Genomic DNA, 19,517 nt, shown 5'->3' with positions numbered 1-19,517 from the left:
AGGCTCCTTCGCCAGCCTTGAATCAGAACTACCGACGATTGAAAATCCTCCAAATGCAGACACTGCCTAACGGCGTGATGTGTGCGGTGGGTTTCGCCGCAATTTCGCCTCGTTCGGCGATCGTCGGGCGACGATCGCCATCGCGGATGCCACCGGATACCTGAGGGGATTCGCGACGGTCAAAGAGCGGGACCGGTCATGCTGCCATGGGTGGGCGCTGTAGGACAGCGGTCGTTTGCGGGACGGCAGGATTGGTTCGCGCGGAGGCGCGGAGCGGGTGCGCTTTGGGGCGGCGTTCGTGCCTTGCATCGCGGTTTGCGGTGCGCTGGCGCGCATGGCGGGGCCTTTCCCCTGCTGACGAGGACCGATCGACCTTCCGCTATTCCGGTGCAGTCCGTAGTCGAAAACACCACCCTCCTTCGTCACCCCGGACGTGTTCCGGGGTCCACAGTGCCGCGATCGGTGCCACTTGAGGCACTTGTGACAGCGTTCGCGGCTAGGTGGACCCCGGAACCAGTCCGGGGTGACGGAGATGGTCTTTGCCGGTGTCATGGCCGACGGAATGTCGATTGGCCCTGGGACTCCGCTGCGAAACGCCTCTCTCGCACCCCGGCCTCCGCCGGGGTGCGCCGGGTTTCGGGAATCATCGGGGGCTTCGCAGCGCAATCCTTGTCAGGGGGGCGGCGTCATCGGTTGCGCGTCAGACTCACGTCGTCGATGCGGAGCCATTGGTTGTCCTGCCCTTCGCTGTACACGCCGATCTGGACGCGGCCGGTGCGGACCGGGATGGTCGGGAGCGTGATTTGACGCCACTCGTCGATGCGGCCGGACAGGGTCTGCGCCACCTCTGCGCCGCCGTGGCCGACCGCAAAGACGCGCGCGACCTTCTGACCGCCGCTGCTCCTGATCCAGAGGCGCAGGGTATAGTCGCCGTCGGGGAGCGTCACGTCCTGCGTCGCGGTGGCCATGCTGGGGGCGGCGTGGGGCAGGGTCAGCGCCCAGCGGCCGGTGCGGCCGTCGCGCAGGTTCACGATCGGGCTGTTGTCCCTGATGCTGGTCCAGCTCACCTGCCAGCCGGCGAGCTGGGTCTGCGTTACCCGGTCGGCCTCGAACCCGGGGTTGAGCGCGTAATTGTTGTTCGCGCCGACACCCCACGTCCCGCGCTTCGCGTCGAGGTGCCATTCGCTCAGCGAATGGAAGCGCGGGGTGCGCCCGTCGAACGACAGCGGCACCCAGACATTGTAGCCGGGGCCGTTGCCGGCGAAGTCGCTCCAGCGATCGCCGGCATAGACGATCGTCGTGCCGGTGCTGCCGTGGACGGGGATGAAAAAGCCGTTCTGCGAGACGTGCGAGAAATCCGCCGCCGTCCCCTCCAGCAGCCGGTCGGGCGAATAGGGGCCGGTGATCCGGTCGGCGTGCATGCAGTAGCTGCGCGAGGCGTTCCAGCCGTGAAGATCGGACGAGCAGAAATAATAGATGCCGCGATGCTTGAACATCGCATTGCCTTCGCGGCCCGCGCCGGGGGCGGTGTAGATGCGCGTGGCGGGTTCGATGCCGAGATAGTCGGGCCGCAGCGGGGCGACATAGAGGTCGCGGCGGCTGCCGCCGCTGCCGAACACCAGATACGGTTTGCCGTCGTCGTCGACGAACAGCGTCTGGTCGCCCGAGGTCGGGGTCGAGACGTTGGCGATCACCGGCTGATGGCGGGCGAAGGTGAACGGGCCGGCGGGGGATTTGCTGGTGGCGAAGACGATGCCGGGGCCGGTGTCCTTGCCGCCGTACTGGCTGACGAGGACGTAGCGGCGGGTGGCGGCGTGATAGGCGACGCCTAGCCGCCCGAACCAGGCGTCGCGCGGGAAGCGCTCGCCCGCCGCCCCCGCCTTGATCGCGTCGCCCTCGTAGCGCCATGTCACGAGATCGTCGGAGGAATAGACGGTGACGGCGGCGAAATGGGGGTTGGGGTGCGGCGTGGTGGGATCGCGGGCGTAGGCGACCGCTTCCTCATATTTCACGCCGTACCAGTAATAGCGGGTGCCGACCTTGAGGATGCCGCCGCCCTGCGAATAGACCGGGGTGCCGGCGGTGTCGGTCCAGAAACGGTCGTTGCGGATCGTGCCCTGGCCGAGCGCCGGGGCGGCGGCGAGGAGCGCGAGGGCGGCGAGCGGGAGCAGGGGTGGCATCGATCCTCCGGGCGGCAGTTCGCCGGGGGGATAGCCGATCGGACCGGTTCGAGCGAAGGAAAACAGTGGGTTAGGTGGCCGTGATTGCCGGAGTGTCGGCGGGCGCGGCGAGCAGCCCCTCGCGTTTGGCGACGATGGTCGGGACCAGCATCTGCCCGGCAACGTTGACGGCGGTGCGGCCCATGTCGAGGATCGGGTCGATCGCGAGCAGCAGCCCGGCGCCCTCCAGCGGCAGGCCGAGCGTCGAGAGGGTGAGCGTGAGCATCACGGTCGCGCCGGTGAGGCCAGCGGTGGCGGCCGAGCCCAGCACCGAGACGACGACGATCAGCGCATAGTCGCTGGCGTGGAGCGCGACCCCGAAGAACTGCGCGACGAAGATCGCCGCCACCGCCGGATAGATCGCGGCGCAGCCGTCCATCTTGGTGGTGGCGCCCAGCGGCACGGCGAAGGCGGAATAGCTGCGCGGCACGCCCAGCGCGCGTTCGGTCACTTCCTCGGTCAAGGGCAGCGTACCGACCGACGAGCGCGAGACGAAGCCCAACTGGATCGCGGGCCATGCGCGGCGGAAGAACCAGCCGGGCGAAATGCCATTGAGCGCGAGGAGCGCCGGATAGACGACGAGCAGGACGAGCGCGAGGCCGAGATAAACCGCGCCGGCGAACAGGCCGAGCGAGGACAGTGCGCTCCAGCCATAGCGGGCGATCGCATCGCCGACGAGCGCAGCCGAGCCGATCGGGGTGAGCGCGATCACCCAGCGTAGCAGCCGGCGGAAGATGGCGAGCGCCGAGGCGTTGAACAACAGGAAGGCGCTGCCCGCCTCCCCCACGCTGACCGCCGCCGCGCCGATCGCGACGGCGGCGACGATGATCTGCAACACGTTGAACGAGACGGTGGTGGTGGCGACGCCATCGGCGATGATGGTGCCCGCACCGATGCCCAGCACGTTGGCGGGGACGAGTCCTTTCAGGAAATCGATCCACGATCCGGTGGTGGTCGGCACCTTGGCCGCCGCGAGGTCGACGCCGGCGTGGAGGCCGGGCTGGAGCGTCAGGCCCAGCACGATGCCGATCGACACCGCGATCAGCGCGGTGATCGCGAACCACAGCAGCGTCTGCGCGACGAGGCGCGCGGCATTGGTCAGGTCGCGCAGCGCCGCGACCGAGCCGACGATCGCTGTGAAGACCAGCGGCGGGACGAGGGCTTTGAGCAACTGGACGAAGATTTGCCCGGTGGTGTGGAGCGTGGTCGCCAGCGCGCTGTCCGGTCCCAGCTCGCGCGCGACGAGGCCGAGCGCGAGGCCCAGCCCCATGCCGATCGCGACCTGGATGCCGAACGACGGCAGACGGTACGAAGAACGTGTCACGGCGGCGGCTCCAGAACGGCGGCGTCGGGCACGCCAAGCCTGCTAGATCGGGGGTCGGGCGGGAACGGACAATCCAGACCCGCTTCGCGGCCCCCAAGCATTTGTTTCAAAGCCCATGGGTGCCGTGGGAATTGCCGGCCCCCTTGCATCGCTCCGCCGGGCGGGGCAGGCGGGGGCGATGTCGAGCGCCGCCGATCTGGAAACCACGCTGCTGGGGCCGGTGTTGCCGGGGCGCGAGTGCGGCGACTGTACCGCCTGCTGCTCGGTGCTGACGGTGGACACCCCTGAATTCAGCAAACCCGCCGGGGTGGCGTGCGTGCATGTGACCGATGCCGGCTGCGCGATCCATGCGGTGCGGCCGACGATCTGCCGGACGTGGTTCTGCGGCTGGCGGCGGGTGGCGGCGTTGCCCGACGCGGCACGGCCCGACCGGTCGGGGTTGCTGGTGTCGCTCAACTTCGTGCGACAGCCGCAGAATTGCTTCGAGGGGGTGTCGATCAACATCCGCCTGATGCCGGGCAGCGACGCGATCACGAACGGCATGGCGGGCCGGGTGCTCGATGCGCTGTGCGACGGGCTGGTCCCCGTGTGGTTCAGCGACGGCGCGCGCAAGATGCTGATGCACCCCGACCGGGAGGTCGCCGCGCTGGTCCTGTCCGGTGCGCCCGCGCCGGCGGCGCTGCGCGGCGAGGTGGCGGGGTGGCGCGAACGCTATGGGATGTTCGGTTAAGAGGGCGTTTGATCCACCTGCATCGAACCGTCGCCCCAGCGAAGGCTGGGGCCTCTCGCGGCGCTTGTCGCGCATCAGCCCCGGGAGATCCCAGCCTCCGCTGGGATGACGTTTATTTCGGGGTGGATGGATCGGACTCTACGCCGGCGGCGGCTCGTTGCCGGCGAGCCAGCCGAGCGCGGCGTCGCGGCTGTCGAAGAAGGCGAGGTGCGGCATCGCCCGCTTGGCCTGCATCCTGAGCAGCGCGCTGGCGAGGACGAGCGCGATGCGGCGCGAGGTGACGCGCGGGTCGGACGCAATGCGGCCGAGCGCCGCCAGCACGTCGGGTGACTGGACGGTGAAGCGGGTGGTGTCGAACAGCGCGACCTGATCGCCCGGACGGATGCCGAGGGAGGGCAGCCGCGCCACCGTCGCGCGGATCGCGGTTTCGAACCGCGTCACGGTCGGCAGATCCCAATGGCCGAACAGCGCGAAGTCGAGCCGTCGGGTCGCGGGGTCGATTCCCGCGGCGAAGGCGGGGTCGTCGGCAATCGGGATCAGGGTCATGCGTTTTCCGAAACAGGGTTTCGTCACCCGACCGCACAGCGGGCAACGGCACCATCATGCCGGATGTATTGTTACCAATCCGTTGCGACAACGTATCAGGCGACGGAAATCGCGGTACTTCTCAATAAGCGCGGCGGATCGCAAATTCGACCGCTTCGACCATCGCATCCTTGGCCGGGCCGTTCGGGAAGCGGCCGAGCGAGTCGATCGCGCGCTGGCCGTAATGGCGCGCGCGGGCCAGCGTGTCGTCGACCGCGCGGCTGGCCTGCACCAGCGTGATCGCATGGGCGAAATCGGTATCCGACGCGCGCTTGCCCGAGATCGCGTCGCGCCAGAAGCCGCGCGCTTCTTCGTTGCCGCGCGCATAGGCGAGGATGACGGGCAGCGTCATCTTGCCTTCGCGGAAATCGTCGCCCGCGTCCTTGCCCATGGTGTCGGCGTCGGAGACGTAATCGATCGCGTCGTCGACCAGCTGGAACGCGATGCCGAGGTTGCGGCCATAGGCGTCCAGCGCGGCTTCATCGGCCTCCGACCGGTCGGCAACGATCGCGGCGATGCGACACGCGGCGGAGAAGAGCGCGGCGGTCTTCGCCCCGATGATGTCGAGATAGCGGTCCTCGGGCGTGTCGATCCGGCGGATCGCGGTGAGCTGGTTCACCTCGCCCTCGGCGATGATCGCCGATGCGCCCGACAGGATGCGCAGCGCCTTGAGGCTCTCCGCCTCGACCATCAGTTCGAAGGATTTGGAGAAGAGATAGTCGCCGACCAGGACGCTGGCGGAATTGCCCCAGATGATGTTGGCGGTGCGCTTGCCCCGGCGCAGGTCCGACCCGTCGACCACGTCGTCGTGGAGCAGCGTCGCGGTGTGGATGAATTCGACCGCGGCGGCGAGCAGGTGGTGGCGCGTGCCGCCGTAGCCGATCAGCCGGGCGCAGGCGAGCGTGAGCATCGGCCGCATCCGCTTGCCGCCGCCCGCGATCAGGTGGCCGGCGAGTTCGGGAATGAGCGGGATCTTCGACTGCATGCGATCGAGGATCACCGCGTTGACGCGGTTCATATCGTCCGCGACCAGCGCCATCATCGGATCGAGCGAGGGTTCGGTCCGCTTGTCGAGGCGGTGGAGGGTAGCCGTCATGTTCCAGCGATGTGGCCTCTCGGGTCAGCGAACGCAAGGGAAAGGCGGGGTTGCGCGGGGCTTTCGCAGGCGCGAAAGACGTTAGTCGACGCGGTGCCGGCCCGCTCCCCCTCCCGGCCACCCACAGCGTACCCTCGATGGGTGGTCGGGAGGGGGGAGCGGGCCGGCACCGTATCCGCGTGAGCGGATCAAACGCCTCACTCCAAGGACGCTTCCCCATGCCCGACCAGACGCTTGACCGGTTCCGCCAGAGCATCGACAATATCGATGCCGCGCTCGTCTGCATGCTGGCCGAGCGGTTCAAGGTGACGCAGGCGGTCGGGCGGTACAAGGCCGAACAGGGACTGCCGCCGGCCGATCCGGGGCGCGAGGAGGCACAGATCGCGCGGTTGCGGTCGCTTGCGCGCGCCGCCGATCTCGACCCCGAATTCTCGGAAAAGTTCCTGCGCTTCATCATCGACGAGGTCATTCGCCATCACCGCTCGATGCAGGACGGCGGCGCGGCATGAGCGACGACCGGATCGTCTTTGCGCCCGACGACGTCGACCTTCGCCGATCGCCGCTGCGGCGGGGCATCGCCGAGCCGACCTATGTGCTGGGCGCGTTCAATCCGGCGCTGACGCGGTTGCCCGGCGGCAACCTGTTGCTGCTGGTGCGGATCGCCGAGGCGCTGGTCGAGCCGGTCCGGGATGGCAAGGTGCGGTCGATTCGCTGGACGCCCGGCGGCTATACGCTCGATTCGTTCGATGCGGGCGCGGCGGATGTCAGCGATCCGCGCTTCTTCTCGCTGAAGGGCGGGGCGTATCCGTTCCTTGGCCTCACCTCGCTGTCGTGGTTGTTGCCGGTCGAGCTGTCGGGGGATGGCACGCGGGTGGTGGCGGTGCATTACGACCGCGCGGTCGAGCCGTCGGCGGACTATGCCCAGTACGGCATCGAGGACCCGCGTATCGTGGCGATCGACGGCCGCTACTGGATGACGGTGTGTGGCGTGTCGGGCGGACGGCTGTGCACCGTGCTGTACCGCTCGGCCGACGGGTTCGACTGGACGAGCGAGGGGATCGTGCTCGACCATGGCAACAAGGACATGGTGCCGTTCGAGGGGCGGGTGGGCGAGCGCTATGCGACGCTGACCCGGCCGCTGTCCGACGCATGGTTCGTGCCCGCGCCTGATGGCATGGAGGCGAGCGGGCCGAGCATCAACCTCGCGACCTCGCCCGACATGCTGCACTGGAAGCCGCTCGCCGGACCGGCGCTGCGGCCGCTGAAGGGCTCGGCGGCGTATAAGCTGGGCGGGGGGACGCCGCCGGTGCGGGTGCGGGACGGCTGGATGATGCTGTACCACGGCGTCGAGAAGCAGGGCGCGGTCGGGGTGTATCGCACCTATCGCGCGCTGCTGTCACCCGATGCGCGGGAGGTGCTGGAGCGCGACGAGACGCGGCCGGTTCTGGAGGCGGCCCCGGCGTTGATCGCGCCGATCGCGCATCAGGCGTATCTGCCGCAGCCGGTGGTGTTCACGACCGGGATCGTGCGCGACGACGACGACTGGATCGTGGCTTCGGGGGAGGCGGATCTGGCGTGCCGGCTGACGCGGGTGTCGGGGCGGTTGCTGAGATAGTTTTGGTTCACGCGGAGGCGCGGAGACGCGGAGGGGTTGCGTGCGTGGGGGCCGGGGTGGCTGCGTTGGACGGGCGGCTGGTGGGGCGGGGGCGGCAGGAAGGGGTTTTTCGCGCAGAGGCGCAGAGGCGCAGAGGCGCAGAGGCGCGGAGAAGGTTCGAGCAAGGCCGGCGTCACCGATCCGGCGAAGCCTCACCCCTGCTGCCGCCTGATATGGGAGAGCCGCTATCGCGGCAGACGCAACCCCTCCGCGCCTCTGCGCCTCTGCGCGACCATCACTTTCACTTCTTCTCCGCGTGAACGAAGCTTCTACGAACTCGCCACCAGCGTCGTCGCCCCGCCGAGGTCGACCGATACCAGCCGGCTGATGCCGCGTTCGACCATCGTCACGCCGAACAGGCGGTGCATTCGGCTCATCGTCGCGGCGTTGTGGGTGACGATCAGGTAGCGGGTGTCGGTGTCGGCGGCCATCCGGTCGAGCAGGTCGCAGAACCGGTCGATGTTGGCATCGTCCAAGGGCGCGTCGACCTCGTCGAGCACGCAGATCGGCGCGGGGTTGGTGAGGAACAGCGCGAAGATCAGCGCGACGGCGGTCAGCGCCTGTTCGCCGCCCGACAACAGGGTCAGCGACTGCAACCGCTTGCCCGGAGGCTGGGCGAGGATTTCCAGCCCCGCCTCCAGCGGGTCCTCCGAATCGATCAGCGCCAGTTCGGCCTGCCCCCCCTGAAACAGCGCCGAGAACAGCCGGCGGAAATGCGCGTCGACAGCGGTGAAGGCGGTAAGCAGCCGCTGCCGCCCTTCGCGGTTCAAGGTCGCGACCGAGCCGCGCAACTGGGCGATCGCTTGGCTGAGATCGGCGCGGTCGCGGGCCGCCGACCCTTGCGCCGCCTCCAGTTCGGCCAGTTCGCCCTCGGCGATCAGGTTGACCGCGCCGATCCGGTCGCGCTCGGCGATCAGCCGGTCGTGGGTCGCGGCTTCGGTGTCGGCCGCGCCGACATCGGCGGCGGGGAAGCCGGTCGCGGGGAGCAGCACCGGCGGGCACTGGAAGCGCTCGCCCGATTCGCGCGTGGCGTCGCGGCGGCGCTGTTCGTCGGCCTCGGCACGGGCGGCGGTGCCGGCGCGGCCCTCGCGCGCGGTGGCGAGCGCTTCGGCCGCGCGGGCGAGCGCGGTATCGGCGGTGCGCAGGTCGGTGGCGGCGGCTTGTTCGGCGGCGTGGGCCTGCGCTGCGGCGGGGCGGAGGGCGGCGACATCGCGGTCGGCGGTGGCGAGGTCGGCGGCCAGCCGCTGCGGCCGGTCGGCGAGGCCCGCGCGGTCGGCGGCGAGGGTGGCGGTGAGCGCCTCGATCTCGCGCAGCCGGCCGGCGGCCTGTGCGGCGCGGTCCTGCCAGCCGGTGCGTTCGCTGGTGGCGGCGGTGAGGCGGGCGTGGTCGGCGCGCTCGGCGGAGGCGTTGGCGAGCGCAGCGGCGCGGGCGGCGGCGACGTTCGCGCGGGCGGTGTCGGCGGCGGTGGCGGCTTCGGTGACGCGGGCGCGGGTGACGGTGCCGTCGGGGAGGTGGGCGACGATCGTGTCCGCGCTCGACAGGTCGGCGCGGGCATCGGCCACGTCGCGGGCGATGCGATCGGCGCGGGCGGCGAGGTCGTCGGCACGGCCTTGCGCGCGTTCGATCGCGGCGATGGCGCGATCCTCGGCACGGGTCGCGGTGCGCGCGGCGGCGTCGGCGGCGTCGAGCGCGGCGCGGGCGGCGGTGAGGCCGGTCTGCGCGGTGGCGATCGCAGTGTCGGCGGTCTTCAGCGCGGAATCGGCGGCGTCGCGGCGGTCGGCGAGGGTGGCGCGGGCACCCTGCAACGCGCGCAACCGGTTGGCGCGGGCGAGGCGTTCGGCCGCCGCCGCGCCCGATCCGGCGCGGGCGACATAGCCGTCCCAGCGGCGCAGGTCGCCGGCGAGGGTCACGAGGCGCTGGCCAAGGGCGAGCGGTCGGCCATCGTCGCGTTCGACCAGCAGCACCTGCGCCAGCCGTGCGGCGAGGCGCGGGGCGACGACATGCGCGGCGAGGCTGCCGGCAGGGGGCGGGGCGGGGTCGGGCGCGGCGGCCCAGTGGCGGTCGTCGACGGGATCGATGCCGGCGTCGAGATCGTCGCCGAGCGCGGCGGCGAGCGCGCGTTCATAGCCCGGCTCGACCCGGATCGTGTCGATCAGCCGGGTGGTGCCCGGGCGGCGCAGCGCGCGGTCGAGCGCGGCGATCTCGGCATCGGCGGCGGCCAGTTCGGCGGCGGCGGCGGCGCGGGTGGCTTGGGCGGTGGCGCGGGCGTCGCGCGCGGCGCGATCGTCAGCGTCGGCGCGGACGATGGCGGCGCGGGCATCGCCGGCGGCGGCGAGTGCGGCGGTGCGCGTTGCATGCGCCGAATCGCGGTCGGCGAGCAGGGGCCCGAGCGGGTGGTGCGTGGCGGCTTCGGCGGCGAGGCGCGCGGCGTCGCGCTCGGCGCGGTCGAGCCGGGCACGGGCGGCATCGTGCGCGGCGGTGGCGACGCGGGCCTCGGCGGTTTCGGCGGCTTGCGCGGCGAGCGCGGCGGCATGCGCCTCGCCGGCGGTCAGCGCATCGCGTTCGGCGGCGGCGAGGGCTGCGTCGAGCGCGGGGCGGCGGGTGCGGGCATGGCCAAGCGCTTCGGTCAGGCGGTCGGCTTCGTCGGTGAGGCGGGCGATGGCGGCGGCGGCATCCTGCGCCAGCAGCGATTCGCGGGCGTGGTCGGCGGTGAGGCGATCGGCCTGTGCGGTCAGGTCGGCGACGCGGCGGGTGGCGCTGGCAAGGCGGGCCTGGGCGGCGTCGCGGGCGTGCTGCGCGTCGGACAGGCGGGCGTGGAGCGACTGCGCGCTCGCGCGCGCGGCGACGAGGGTGGCGGTGGCGTGGGTCTGCGCGGTGGCGGCCTGTTCGTGCGCGGCATGGGCGGCGACGACGGCGGCGTCGGCGGCGCGGGCAGCGGCGCGCGCGGCATCCGCGCGGGCCGCCACGTCGCGCCAGCGGGCGTAGAGCGCGCGCGCTTCGGCGACGCGGATGCGGGCCGTCAGTTCGCGGTAGCGCATCGCCGCCTTCGCCTGCCGGCGCAGCGCGGCGATGCGCACGTCCTGTTCGGCGAGGAGTTCGCCTAAGCGTTCGAGGTTGGCTTCGGTGGCACGCAGCTTGGCTTCGGCATCGCGGCGGCGGACATGGAGGCCGGCGATACCCGCCGTTTCCTCGAGCATCGCGCGGCGTTCGGACGGGCGGGCGGCGATGACCGCGCCGATGCGGTTCTGGCTGACCAATGCGGGCGAATGCGCGCCGGTCGCGGCATCGGCGAAGCGCAGGCCGACATCCTTCGCGCGCACGTCGCGGCCGTTGATGCGATAGGCCGAGCCTGCCCCGCGCTCGATCCGGCGGACGATCTCCACCTCGTCGCCCGCCGCATCCTCCGCCAGAATCGCGACTTCGGCGAAGTCGCGTGGCGGGCGGGTGGCGGTGCCGGCGAAGATGACATCCTCCATCCCCGCGCCGCGCAGCGATTTCGCGCTGTTCTCGCCCATGGTCCAGCGCAGCGCTTCGAGGAGGTTGGACTTGCCGCAGCCGTTGGGGCCGACGACGCCGGTCAGGCCGGGTTCGATCACCAGTTCGGCGGGATCGACGAAGCTCTTGAAGCCGGTGAGGCGCAGCCGGCGGATGGTGAGGGCGGGGGTTGCGGTGGCCATCTCTCGCTTTTCCCCTCCCCCGGCGGCGGCGGCCGGGGCGGGCGTTACCGTTCCTCGCCGACCGACCGACCCCCGACCCCTCCCTTGTCAGGGAGGGGAGTCGGTACGCTCAGGCGCCGGCGCCCTTCAGCGCGGCTTCGATGTCCTTCCACTGTACGGCGTTCTCGACCTTTTCGCCGTTGATGAGGAAGGTGGGGGTGCCGGTGACGGTCGCGCCGCCTTCCTCCGTGATCTTGACCACCTGATCGATCAGCTTCTGGTCGCGCAGGCATTCGCGCGCCTTGGCTTCGGGGACGCCGCGCTGCTTGACAAAATCGACGAAGCCCGCCGCATCGGCCCAGCCGGCGATCGCCTGCACCGGCGGGATCGACTGGAGCCGGGCCTGTTCGGCTTGCGGAATCGCCTGCATCCGGTCGAGCGTCGCCAACTGGTCCTGATACATTGCTTCGAGCAGCGGGAAGAAGGTGGCCGTGCCGTTGCAGCGGCCGAGCACGGCGGCGGCGAGATCGGGCGCGCCATGGACCGCGAAGTCGCGGAATTCGAAGCTGACCTTGCCGGTCGAGACATAGTTGGCGATGAGCGGTTCGTTGCCCTCGCGCGCGAAGGCGCCGCAGGTCGGGCAGGTGCGCGAGCCATATTCGACCAGCTTGATCGGCGCGTCGGGGTTGCCGATGCGATAGCCGCCCTCGGGCGTGACCGCGACCGTTTCGGTCCATGACTTGCCGGCAGGCGCGGCGACGCCCGCGACCGGAGTGGCGGTGGTGGCGTTGCCGGTGGCGTCACCGCCGCCACAGGCCGACAGGGCAACGAGCGCGAGCAGGGGAGGGAGGAAACGCATGGGGGCGATACTCTTTTGCTGACAGTCTAACGGGTGGCGACGAGTTGCGGCTTCAATGCCGCCCAGCCGTGCGCCTCGACGCGGCGGCCGTTCACCTCGAAGCTGGGGGTGCTCGCGATATTGGCGGTCTGCGCCGCTTCGGCGACGGCGATGACGCGCTTCTGCGCGGCGTCGTCGTTCAGGCAGGCGGTATAGGCGGCGTCGGTGACGCCCGCCGCCCGGCCGATGGCGCGCAGCGGGGTGGCGTCGGCCAGTTGTATCAGCCGCGCGCCGATCGTCGCGGTCGGTTGCTGCGCGGGCGGGGTGGCGGCGAACGCCTGCGCCCGATCGAGCATCGCCTTCTGTCCGGCGAACACCGCGTCGTGGAGGCGGAGGAATTTGGCGGGGCCGGCGCAGCGCACCAGCAGCCCGGCGGCAAGGTCGAGCGCGTCGCGCGGCATCGTGCGATAATCGACGCGCACCCTGCCCGAGCGGATCAGCGCGTGCAGCTCGACCTTCGATTCGGCGGCGAAGTCGGCGCAGTGCGAACAGGTGTAGCTCAGCCATTCGGTGAGCGTGACCTTCGCCGCCGGATTGCCGACCTGCACTCGGCCTTCGGGCGTGAAGACGACATTGGTCGTCCAGTCGCGGGCCTGTCCGGCGCGCGGCGCGGCATTGGCGATGCCGTGCGGCAGGCCCAGAAGCCATTCGGTAAGCGTGATTTCGTCCGCCATACGGCCAGTCCGAACCGTTTTGTCCGGGAAAGACATGATGTCGATCGCCCCGGCGCGCGGTGCGGCATGGGCGGTGCCGTGCGGCAGGCCGACGAGCGCCAGCAGGAACGAGAAGACGAGGAGGAGGATACGCATCAGCGAACCTTGCCCAGAATCGGAATGGCGGGGGGCGGGGGGGCGGCGACCGCGCCGGCGAGCGCGGTCAGCACCGCCTTCAGTTCGGGGTCGGCGATGTCGCGCAGGCTGTCGCCCATGTCGGCCGGGATCACCGGTGCCTCGCGCCGGGGCGGCAGCGCGCGGCGCGGGCGGACCTCGCCGTGGCGGAACTGGAGCCGGGCGACCGCGCCATAGCCGAAGAAGCGGTTGACCCGTTCCATGATCTCGGGCGCGATATGCTGCATCATCGTGCCGTGCGCGCCCGACACGGTGAGCGTCAGCACGCCGTCGGCGCGCTTGCCCGGCGGGAAGCGGATCGATTCGGGGGCCGACACGCGGGCGAAACGATCGCCGACGATCTCGCCCCAGCGGCTGACCACCGCCGACTGGACGAAGCCGAACTTGCGGAACGCGGTGCCGCCGATGTCGGGCAGCAGCTCGCTGACCGGGCGCATGGTCCCCCGGCGGCGGGGTTCGGGAATCGTCGGGTGCGGGCGGGTGCGCGTCGTCATTGTCGCCGACCCATGCCATAGAGCCGGCGTGGACGCCAAGCATCTCTCTGTCGCCGATCTTTTGCTCGACTGGTACGACCGGCATCATCGTAGCCTGCCATGGCGTGAGCCGCCGGGATCGCCGCCGCCCGACCCGTATCGGGTGTGGCTGTCCGAGGTGATGCTGCAACAGACGCAGGTCGCGACGGTCCGGCCGTATTTCGATGCGTGGAGCGCGCGCTGGCCGTCGTTCGCGGCGCTGGCGGCGGCCGATGACGGCGAGGTGATGGCGGCGTGGGCGGGGCTTGGCTATTATGCACGCGCCCGCAACCTGCTGAAATGTGCGCGGGTGGTGGCGGCGCTGGGGCATCTGCCGGATAGCGAAAGCGAACTGCGAAAGCTTCCCGGCATCGGCGATTATACCGCCGCCGCGATCGCCGCGATCGCGTTCGGCCGGCGCGCGGTGGTGGTCGACGCCAATGTCGAGCGGGTGGTGTCGCGGCTGTTCGCGATAGCGCAGCCGCTGCCCGGTGCGCGTCCGGCGATCCGCGTAGCGACCGATTCGATCACCCCCGACGCGCGCGCCGGGGATTTCGCGCAAGCGATGATGGATTTGGGATCGGGCGTGTGTACCGCGCGCAGCCCCAAATGCCTGTTGTGCCCCTTGCGCATGGCCTGCGCCGCGCATGCCGCCGGTACGCCCGATGCCTATCCGGTCAAGGCGGCGAAGAAGGCGAAGCCGCAGCGCCACGGCACCTTGTTCTGGGCCGAGCGCGACGGCGCGGTGCTGCTGGTGCGGCGGCCCGACAAGGGGATGCTGGGCGGGATGCGCGCGTTGCCGACCGGGCCGTGGGAGGATGTGCCGCCGGGGACGGCGGGCGCGCCGTTCGAGGGCGCGTGGCGCACCGTGGGGGTGGTGCGCCACGGCTTCACCCATTTCGATCTTGCCTGCACCGTCATGGTGGCGGATGCAGCACCCGAAGGTCTGAACGGCGAATGGTGGCCGGTGGCGGCAATCGCCGCCGCCGGGCTGCCGACGCTGTTCGCGCGGGCCGTGCCGCTGGTGGAGGGAATGCGATGCTGACGACAATCCGGGCACTGGGCGGGGCGACTGCGTCGCTCGCGCTGCTGCTGGCGACACCGATGGCGGCGCAGACCGCGCCGCCCCATGCCCCCCAACCCCGCCCGGCAGCGACGCGCAGCCTGCCCGCGACCGAGGCGCTGGCGCGTGATTATGTCGCGACCAAGAAGGCGCCCGGCATCGTCATCGCGGTCGGCGGGCCGGACTGGACCAGTATCCATGCCGCCGGACGCACCGCCGCCGATGCCAACGCGCGGCCGGTCGATGCCGATACGCTGTGGCGCGTCTATTCGATGACCAAGCCGATCACCGGCATGGCGGCGATGATGCTGGTCGAGGACGGCAAGCTGAAGCTGGACCAGCCGATCGGCGACTTTATCCCCGCGTTCAAAAACATGCGGGTGCTGACCGATCCCGCCACCTCGCTCGCCAGCCGTCCGGCGGCGCGGCCGATCACGGTGCGCCACCTGCTGACGCATACCGCTGGCCTTGGCTACAACATCGTCACCAAGGGGCCGCTCCTCAAGGAATATGAGCGGCTGGGCATCATCCCGGCGTCGGTCAACGCGCAGGCCGAGGTGGCGATGGCGAAGGCGCGACCGACGTCGCTCGAGGAATTCGCCAACCGCGTCGCCGGCCTGCCGCTGATCGCCGATCCGGGGACGACATGGAGCTATTCGATCGGCCTCGATGTGCTGGGCCGGGTGATCGAGGTGGCGAGCGGCATGCCGTTCGAGCGGTTCCTGCAGACGCGGATGTTCGGTCCGCTGCGCATGACCTCGACGTGGTTTCAGGTGCCCGAGAGCGCGAAGGCGCGGCTGGCGACCAACTATGCCTTTGCCGGCGACACGATGATCCCGGTCGATCCGGCGGCGACCTCGGTGTTCCTCCAGCGGCCGAGCTTTCCCTATGGCGGCGCGGGGCTGGTCAGTTCGGCGCGCGATTACGACCGGTTCCTCCACATGCTGCTGAACGGTGGCACGCTGGACGGCAGGCGGGTGATGAAGCCCGAGACGGTGGCGCTGGGCATGTCGAACCTGCTGCCCGACGGCGTGACCTTCGGCGGGGTCGATGGCGGGACCGGCGGTGAGGCGGGGCCGAAGATGGGCTTCGGCGCGGGCGGATCGGTGTATCTCGAATCGCTGCCCGGCCGTCCGGCCAAGGGCACCTATGGCTGGGGCGGGGCGGCGGGGACGATCGCGTTCGTCGATCCGGCGCGGCGGCTGCGCGGCACCGTCATGGTCAATTATTTCCCGGCGGACCGCTGGCCGCTGCGGACCGATCTGGTCAGGGCGCTGGCGAGCGATCTGGCGCAGCCGGTCCGATGATCGGCTTTACCGCGGCGCGGCTGGTCCGTGGCGATCACGAGCGTGACGATCCCGCTGCCTTCGCCGCCGCGCTCGCCGATCCGGCGGCGCGGCTGCTGGTGCTGGGCAATCTGGAACCGTCGATCGAGGACGGGCGGCTGGCGCTGACGCCGATGGATCCGGCACGGGGTGACGCGCTGTGGCTGGGCGCGCTGGACGGAGCGCCGCTGTTCGTCGCCGGAGCGGGCGATGCGACGCAGCCGGCGATGCGGTCGCCCGCGCTGATGGCGGCGCTGGCGGAGCTGCCGGGGGACGAGGTCGCGCTGTACGGCATCGCGCGCAGCCTGGTCGACTGGCATGGCCGCCACGGCTTCTGCGCGCGCTGCGGGAGCCGCAGCACGGTCGTGCGCGGCGGCTGGGCACGGGCGTGCGCGACCTGCGCGACGCAGCATTTTCCGCGTACCGATCCGGTGGTCATCATGGCCGTCGAGCATGACGGGCGGGTGCTGCTCGGACGGCAGCCGTCGTGGCCGGCCGGGCGCTATTCGACGCTCGCCGGGTTCGTCGAAGTGGGCGAATCGATCGAGGAAGCGGTCGCGCGCGAGGTGATGGAGGAGGCCGGGGTACGGGTGGCGGCGGTGCGCTATGTCGCGAGCCAGCCATGGCCGTTCCCGTCGCAACTGATGATCGGCTGTATCGCGACCGCCACGGCGCCCACGCTGGCGATCGACGGACAGGAGCTGGAGGACGCGATGTGGGTCGACCGCGCCGGGGTTCGCGCGGCGCTGGCGGGGGAGGACGGTGCGCCGTTCCTCGCGCCGCCTGCCTATGCGATCGCGCACAGCCTGCTCAGGGCATGGCTCGACGGAGATGCCGCCGCCGTTTGAGCGGGGGCCGGCCGTTGGTTTGCGCGCTATTGCGACGGCCTGCCCCCGGAGGATGGCTCAGTGCGAGAATTCGGTGCCGAACTCGATCGAGGATTCGGTACACACGTTGATGTCGCTCTTGGTATAGCTGCGCCCGCTGGCCGTCTCGACCTTGAAGTCGAAATGGCAGGCGCCGCTGCCGTCGTTCACGTCGAAGTTGCGGTTGCTGCCCGCGTTCATCGGGCTCGTGCCGAGGCGGTTGGTCGTCGGAAAGGTCGTTTCGGCGGTGTTCGACCAGTAGAGCTTGCGGAACGCCTCCGCCGTATGGTTGTGGATCGCGATCCGCCGGTTCTGCCCGGTGTTGGCCGCCGTGGTCGTGGTGGAGGCGGTGGTGCCGCGATCCTCGATCGTCACGACGAAATTATTGTAGACGCTGCCACGGTTCTGGACCTTCAGCGCATAGCTCGCGCAGCCGCCGTCGATGCGCGGCGTGAGCGTCACGAACGTAAGGTCGGTCGAATCGAAGTCGCGGTGTACGACGTTGCCGCGATCGTCGGTGATGGTGAAGTCGAGGTCGGTGTCGCCATCGCCCTTCACCTTCACATAGACCCGGTTGGTGCAGAGCGAGAGATCGACGCTGCGCGTCGCATTCGCATCGGCGCGATAGCTTCGTTCCGATGCCGCAGCACTTCCCGCCGTCGCCAGCGCCATCGCCGCCGCGACCAGCCGATATGTCGTCCCCATGTTCCACCCCCAGATTGGCCGCGCTCGTGCGCTGTCATCCTAGGATAGATCGGCGGCGGGCGCACATACTCCAAATGGTGTATGTCAGCCCCGGGCGCGGGCGCGGGCATAGCTGCCGAGCAGGCGGACCCATTTGCTGTGGAAGCGCAGTTCGTCGAGCGCGCGGTCGATATGCGGTTCGCCCGGTGCGCCTTCGATGTCGCAGAAGAATTGCGTCGCGGCGAAGCTGCCGGCGGGCTGGTAGCTTTCCAGCTTGGTCATGTTGACGCCGTTGGTCGCAAAGCCGCCCATCGCCTTGTACAGCGCGGCGGGCACGTTCTTCACCTCGAACATCAGCGTCGTCATGCACGGGCCGGCGGGCAGATCGTCGGGCGCGCTGCGGGCCAGCACGACGAAGCGGGTGGTGTTGTGGTCGGCATCGGCAATGTCGTCGGCCAGCACCCGCAACCCGTAGAGGCCGGCCGCCGCCGGGGGGGCGAGCGCCGCGACCGCCGGATCGCCGATCGCCGCCGCCGAGGCCGCCGCGCCCGCCGTGTCGGGATGCGCGACCGGTTCGATCCCGCGCGCCGTCAGCCAGCGGCGGCACTGGCCCAGCGCCTGTTCGTGGCTCATCGCCTGTTTCACCGCCTCGATCGGTCCCAAGCCCAGCAGCGCGTGGCGGATGGGGAGGAAATGTTCGCCGGTGATGACCAGCCCCGAATCGGGCAGCAGGAAGTGCATGTCGGCGACGCGGCCGTGCAGCGAATTTTCGATCGGAATGATCGCGCAGTCGGCCGCGCCGTTACGCACCGCGTCGATCGCGTCGGCGAAGCCGAAACAGGGGAGCGGCAAGGCTTGCGGAAACGCCTGCGCCAGCGCGACGTGCGAATTGGCGCCGGGCGCGCCCTGAAACGCGACGGCGCGGTGCGGTTCGCGGGCGGCGGCCTGTGTCATCTGCGCCACCAGCGGGCGCGCCGGGGCGGCATATTTGTACATGGGTGGGCGCGATACTCCGTCGTCGCCCGGATCGGCAACCCTGTCTTGCCAGTGCCGGATGCTGCCGTATAAGCATGGGCCAAAGATAAGCACCATTAGGCGAGACGGCTGAGCGCATGGACGACCGGACGAACACGATCGCAGGCTGGGTATTGGCCGGATGCGCCGCCGCCCTCGGCCTGACCATCGCCAGTGGCATGATCTTCCATAGCGGCGCGCCCGACAAGCCCGGCTATCCGGTCGAGGGCGCGGTCGAGGCCGGTGGCGGCGGTGCGGCGGCGGCGGTGCCGATCGCGACGCTGCTGGCGAGCGCCGACGTGACCAAGGGTGCCGAGGTCTTCAAGAAATGCGCCGCGTGCCACACCGTCAACCAGGGCGGGGCGAACGGCATCGGCCCGAACCTGTGGGGCGTGCTCGGCAAGAAGCACGGCCATATTCCCGGCTTCGCCTATTCGGGCGCGCTGACCGGGGTGGCGGGCAACTGGGATTTCGACGCGATGAATGCGTGGCTGACGTCCCCGCGCAAATATGCGCCGGGGACGAAGATGACCTTCGCGGGCCTTGGCAGCGCCGAGGACCGGGCGAACGTCATCGCCTATCTCAATTCGCAGGGGTCGAACCTGCCGCTGCCCGCCGCGCCGGCCGCCGGTGCAGCGCCGGCCGAAGGCGCGGAGGCCAATGCCGCCGCGCCCGAGGGCAATGTGGCCGACGAAGGCAAGCCGGCGGACAGCGCCGATGTGGTGAATGCCGCGACCCCGGCATCGGGCGCGCCCTCGGTCGATCCGGCGGCGGCGGAACAGGCGGCGAAGAAGGGGCGGTAGTCTCTGATCCGGCCCGTTTGAACCAGGGACGATCGACATTCAGCGCTTCCGGTGCAGTCCGTAGTCGGAAACACCACGCTCCTTCGTCACCCCGGACTTGTTCCGGGGTCCATAGCGCAGCGATTGATGCCGTTCGAGGCACCAGCGACAGCGTTCGCGGCCAGGTGGACCCCGGAACAAGTCCGGGGTGACGGAAACGGTTTTTGCTGGCGTCACGGTCGACGGAATGTCAATTAGCCA

At 70.5% G+C, this 19,517-nt stretch carries 18 protein-coding genes; 7 read left to right on the top strand and 11 right to left on the bottom strand.

The window, feature by feature from the left end; genetic code table 11:
• Positions 1-686: 686 nt before the first annotated feature.
• Both ASE78_RS00530 and ASE78_RS00525 read right to left on the bottom strand, forming a co-directional pair.
• Positions 687-2,180 (bottom strand): family 43 glycosylhydrolase, encoded by a 1,494-nt coding sequence (locus ASE78_RS00530; protein WP_056491886.1) that lies wholly within the window; start codon positions 2,178-2,180, stop codon positions 687-689.
• Positions 2,181-2,250: 70 nt separating this feature from the next.
• Positions 2,251-3,543 (bottom strand): dicarboxylate/amino acid:cation symporter, encoded by a 1,293-nt coding sequence (locus ASE78_RS00525; protein WP_268795673.1) that lies wholly within the window; start codon positions 3,541-3,543, stop codon positions 2,251-2,253.
• Positions 3,544-3,721: 178 nt separating this feature from the next.
• On the opposite strand from ASE78_RS00525, the gene ASE78_RS00520 reads away from it, so the two are divergent.
• Positions 3,722-4,273, top strand: coding sequence for a YkgJ family cysteine cluster protein (locus tag ASE78_RS00520; protein ID WP_056491883.1), 552 nt, complete (start codon positions 3,722-3,724; stop codon positions 4,271-4,273).
• Positions 4,274-4,411: 138 nt separating this feature from the next.
• Here the strand turns inward: ASE78_RS00520 and ASE78_RS00515 are convergent, their stop codons facing one another.
• Positions 4,412-4,819 carry a hypothetical protein gene (locus ASE78_RS00515; protein ID WP_055761878.1) on the bottom strand — a complete coding sequence of 136 codons (408 nt, stop codon included), beginning with the start codon at positions 4,817-4,819 and terminating at the stop codon, positions 4,412-4,414.
• Positions 4,820-4,940: 121 nt separating this feature from the next.
• Positions 4,941-5,954, bottom strand: a complete 1,014-nt coding sequence (locus ASE78_RS00510) for a polyprenyl synthetase family protein (protein ID WP_056491880.1) — start codon at positions 5,952-5,954, stop codon at positions 4,941-4,943.
• 218 nt (positions 5,955-6,172) lie between these two features.
• On the opposite strand from ASE78_RS00510, the gene ASE78_RS00505 reads away from it, so the two are divergent.
• Both ASE78_RS00505 and ASE78_RS00500 read left to right on the top strand, forming a co-directional pair.
• On the top strand, positions 6,173-6,463 hold the full coding sequence (locus ASE78_RS00505; protein WP_055761872.1) for a chorismate mutase: 291 nt from the start codon (positions 6,173-6,175) through the stop codon (positions 6,461-6,463).
• A complete protein-coding gene (locus tag ASE78_RS00500) occupies positions 6,460-7,569 on the top strand; it encodes a glycosidase (RefSeq protein ID WP_056491877.1) in 1,110 nt (369 codons plus the stop codon). The genes ASE78_RS00505 and ASE78_RS00500 overlap by 4 nt, the downstream gene beginning before the upstream one ends.
• Before the next feature lie 308 nt (positions 7,570-7,877).
• Here the strand turns inward: ASE78_RS00500 and ASE78_RS00495 are convergent, their stop codons facing one another.
• The 4 genes from ASE78_RS00495 to ASE78_RS00480 form a co-directional block, all read right to left on the bottom strand.
• Positions 7,878-11,285: a chromosome segregation SMC family protein gene (locus ASE78_RS00495; protein ID WP_056491874.1), complete on the bottom strand. Its 3,408-nt coding sequence runs from the start codon at positions 11,283-11,285 to the stop codon at positions 7,878-7,880.
• Positions 11,286-11,394: 109 nt separating this feature from the next.
• Positions 11,395-12,123: a thioredoxin domain-containing protein gene (locus tag ASE78_RS00490; protein WP_056491871.1), complete on the bottom strand. Its 729-nt coding sequence runs from the start codon at positions 12,121-12,123 to the stop codon at positions 11,395-11,397.
• Between the two features lie 26 nt (positions 12,124-12,149).
• Positions 12,150-12,971 (bottom strand): thioredoxin domain-containing protein, encoded by an 822-nt coding sequence (locus ASE78_RS00485; RefSeq protein ID WP_056491868.1) that lies wholly within the window; start codon positions 12,969-12,971, stop codon positions 12,150-12,152.
• Positions 12,971-13,504, bottom strand: coding sequence for a DUF721 domain-containing protein (locus tag ASE78_RS00480; RefSeq protein ID WP_055761856.1), 534 nt, complete (start codon positions 13,502-13,504; stop codon positions 12,971-12,973). The genes ASE78_RS00485 and ASE78_RS00480 overlap by 1 nt, the downstream gene beginning before the upstream one ends.
• Before the next feature lie 28 nt (positions 13,505-13,532).
• Between ASE78_RS00480 and ASE78_RS00475 the strand changes: the two genes are divergently transcribed.
• Genes ASE78_RS00475 through nudC form a run of 3 tightly spaced genes read left to right on the top strand, consistent with a single transcriptional unit; the run spans position 13,533 to position 16,758 of the window.
• Positions 13,533-14,567 carry an A/G-specific adenine glycosylase gene (locus tag ASE78_RS00475; protein WP_056491865.1) on the top strand — a complete coding sequence of 345 codons (1,035 nt, stop codon included), beginning with the start codon at positions 13,533-13,535 and terminating at the stop codon, positions 14,565-14,567.
• Positions 14,561-15,892: a serine hydrolase domain-containing protein gene (locus ASE78_RS00470; protein ID WP_056491862.1), complete on the top strand. Its 1,332-nt coding sequence runs from the start codon at positions 14,561-14,563 to the stop codon at positions 15,890-15,892. The genes ASE78_RS00475 and ASE78_RS00470 overlap by 7 nt, the downstream gene beginning before the upstream one ends.
• Positions 15,889-16,758, top strand: a complete 870-nt coding sequence (nudC, locus tag ASE78_RS00465) for an NAD(+) diphosphatase (protein ID WP_056491859.1) — start codon at positions 15,889-15,891, stop codon at positions 16,756-16,758. Before ASE78_RS00470 ends, nudC begins: the two co-directional genes overlap by 4 nt.
• Positions 16,759-16,815: 57 nt before the next feature.
• Here the strand turns inward: nudC and ASE78_RS00460 are convergent, their stop codons facing one another.
• Both ASE78_RS00460 and ASE78_RS00455 read right to left on the bottom strand, forming a co-directional pair.
• Positions 16,816-17,481, bottom strand: a complete 666-nt coding sequence (locus ASE78_RS00460; protein ID WP_056491856.1) for a hypothetical protein — start codon at positions 17,479-17,481, stop codon at positions 16,816-16,818.
• 84 nt (positions 17,482-17,565) lie between these two features.
• Positions 17,566-18,456 carry a prephenate dehydratase gene (locus ASE78_RS00455; protein WP_056491853.1) on the bottom strand — a complete coding sequence of 297 codons (891 nt, stop codon included), beginning with the start codon at positions 18,454-18,456 and terminating at the stop codon, positions 17,566-17,568.
• 116 nt (positions 18,457-18,572) lie between these two features.
• Here ASE78_RS00455 and ASE78_RS00450 point away from each other — a divergent pair, with 116 nt between their 5' ends.
• Positions 18,573-19,277, top strand: a complete 705-nt coding sequence (locus ASE78_RS00450; RefSeq protein ID WP_056491851.1) for a c-type cytochrome — start codon at positions 18,573-18,575, stop codon at positions 19,275-19,277.
• 39 nt (positions 19,278-19,316) lie between these two features.
• On the opposite strand, the gene ASE78_RS19300 is transcribed toward ASE78_RS00450, so the two are convergent.
• The coding region (locus tag ASE78_RS19300) for a hypothetical protein (RefSeq protein ID WP_235514823.1) at positions 19,317-19,517 on the bottom strand (201 nt) is incomplete at its 5' end.

It is taken from the genome of Sphingomonas sp. Leaf25, from assembly GCF_001421635.1.
Lineage (GTDB): Bacteria > Pseudomonadota > Alphaproteobacteria > Sphingomonadales > Sphingomonadaceae > Sphingomonas.
This window is presented reverse-complemented; position numbering and strand designations above follow the sequence as displayed.

What these genes read in the sequence shown, in the direction of transcription:
- ASE78_RS00505 (WP_055761872.1), top strand. Translation starts at nt 6,173, where the DNA reads ATGCCCGACCAGACGCTTGACCGGTTCCGCCAGAGCATCGACAATATC.
- ASE78_RS00485 (WP_056491868.1), bottom strand. Translation starts at nt 12,971, where the DNA reads ATGCGTATCCTCCTCCTCGTCTTCTCGTTCCTGCTGGCGCTCGTCGGC.
- nudC (WP_056491859.1), top strand. Translation starts at nt 15,889, where the DNA reads ATGATCGGCTTTACCGCGGCGCGGCTGGTCCGTGGCGATCACGAGCGT.
- ASE78_RS00455 (WP_056491853.1), bottom strand. Translation starts at nt 18,456, where the DNA reads ATGTACAAATATGCCGCCCCGGCGCGCCCGCTGGTGGCGCAGATGACA.
- ASE78_RS00500 (WP_056491877.1), top strand. Translation starts at nt 6,460, where the DNA reads ATGAGCGACGACCGGATCGTCTTTGCGCCCGACGACGTCGACCTTCGC.
- ASE78_RS00490 (WP_056491871.1), bottom strand. Translation starts at nt 12,123, where the DNA reads ATGCGTTTCCTCCCTCCCCTGCTCGCGCTCGTTGCCCTGTCGGCCTGT.
- ASE78_RS00520 (WP_056491883.1), top strand. Translation starts at nt 3,722, where the DNA reads ATGTCGAGCGCCGCCGATCTGGAAACCACGCTGCTGGGGCCGGTGTTG.
- ASE78_RS00480 (WP_055761856.1), bottom strand. Translation starts at nt 13,504, where the DNA reads ATGACGACGCGCACCCGCCCGCACCCGACGATTCCCGAACCCCGCCGC.
- ASE78_RS00530 (WP_056491886.1), bottom strand. Translation starts at nt 2,180, where the DNA reads ATGCCACCCCTGCTCCCGCTCGCCGCCCTCGCGCTCCTCGCCGCCGCC.
- ASE78_RS00510 (WP_056491880.1), bottom strand. Translation starts at nt 5,954, where the DNA reads ATGACGGCTACCCTCCACCGCCTCGACAAGCGGACCGAACCCTCGCTC.
- ASE78_RS00495 (WP_056491874.1), bottom strand. Translation starts at nt 11,285, where the DNA reads ATGGCCACCGCAACCCCCGCCCTCACCATCCGCCGGCTGCGCCTCACC.
- ASE78_RS00470 (WP_056491862.1), top strand. Translation starts at nt 14,561, where the DNA reads ATGCTGACGACAATCCGGGCACTGGGCGGGGCGACTGCGTCGCTCGCG.
- ASE78_RS00450 (WP_056491851.1), top strand. Translation starts at nt 18,573, where the DNA reads ATGGACGACCGGACGAACACGATCGCAGGCTGGGTATTGGCCGGATGC.
- ASE78_RS00515 (WP_055761878.1), bottom strand. Translation starts at nt 4,819, where the DNA reads ATGACCCTGATCCCGATTGCCGACGACCCCGCCTTCGCCGCGGGAATC.
- ASE78_RS00460 (WP_056491856.1), bottom strand. Translation starts at nt 17,481, where the DNA reads ATGGGGACGACATATCGGCTGGTCGCGGCGGCGATGGCGCTGGCGACG.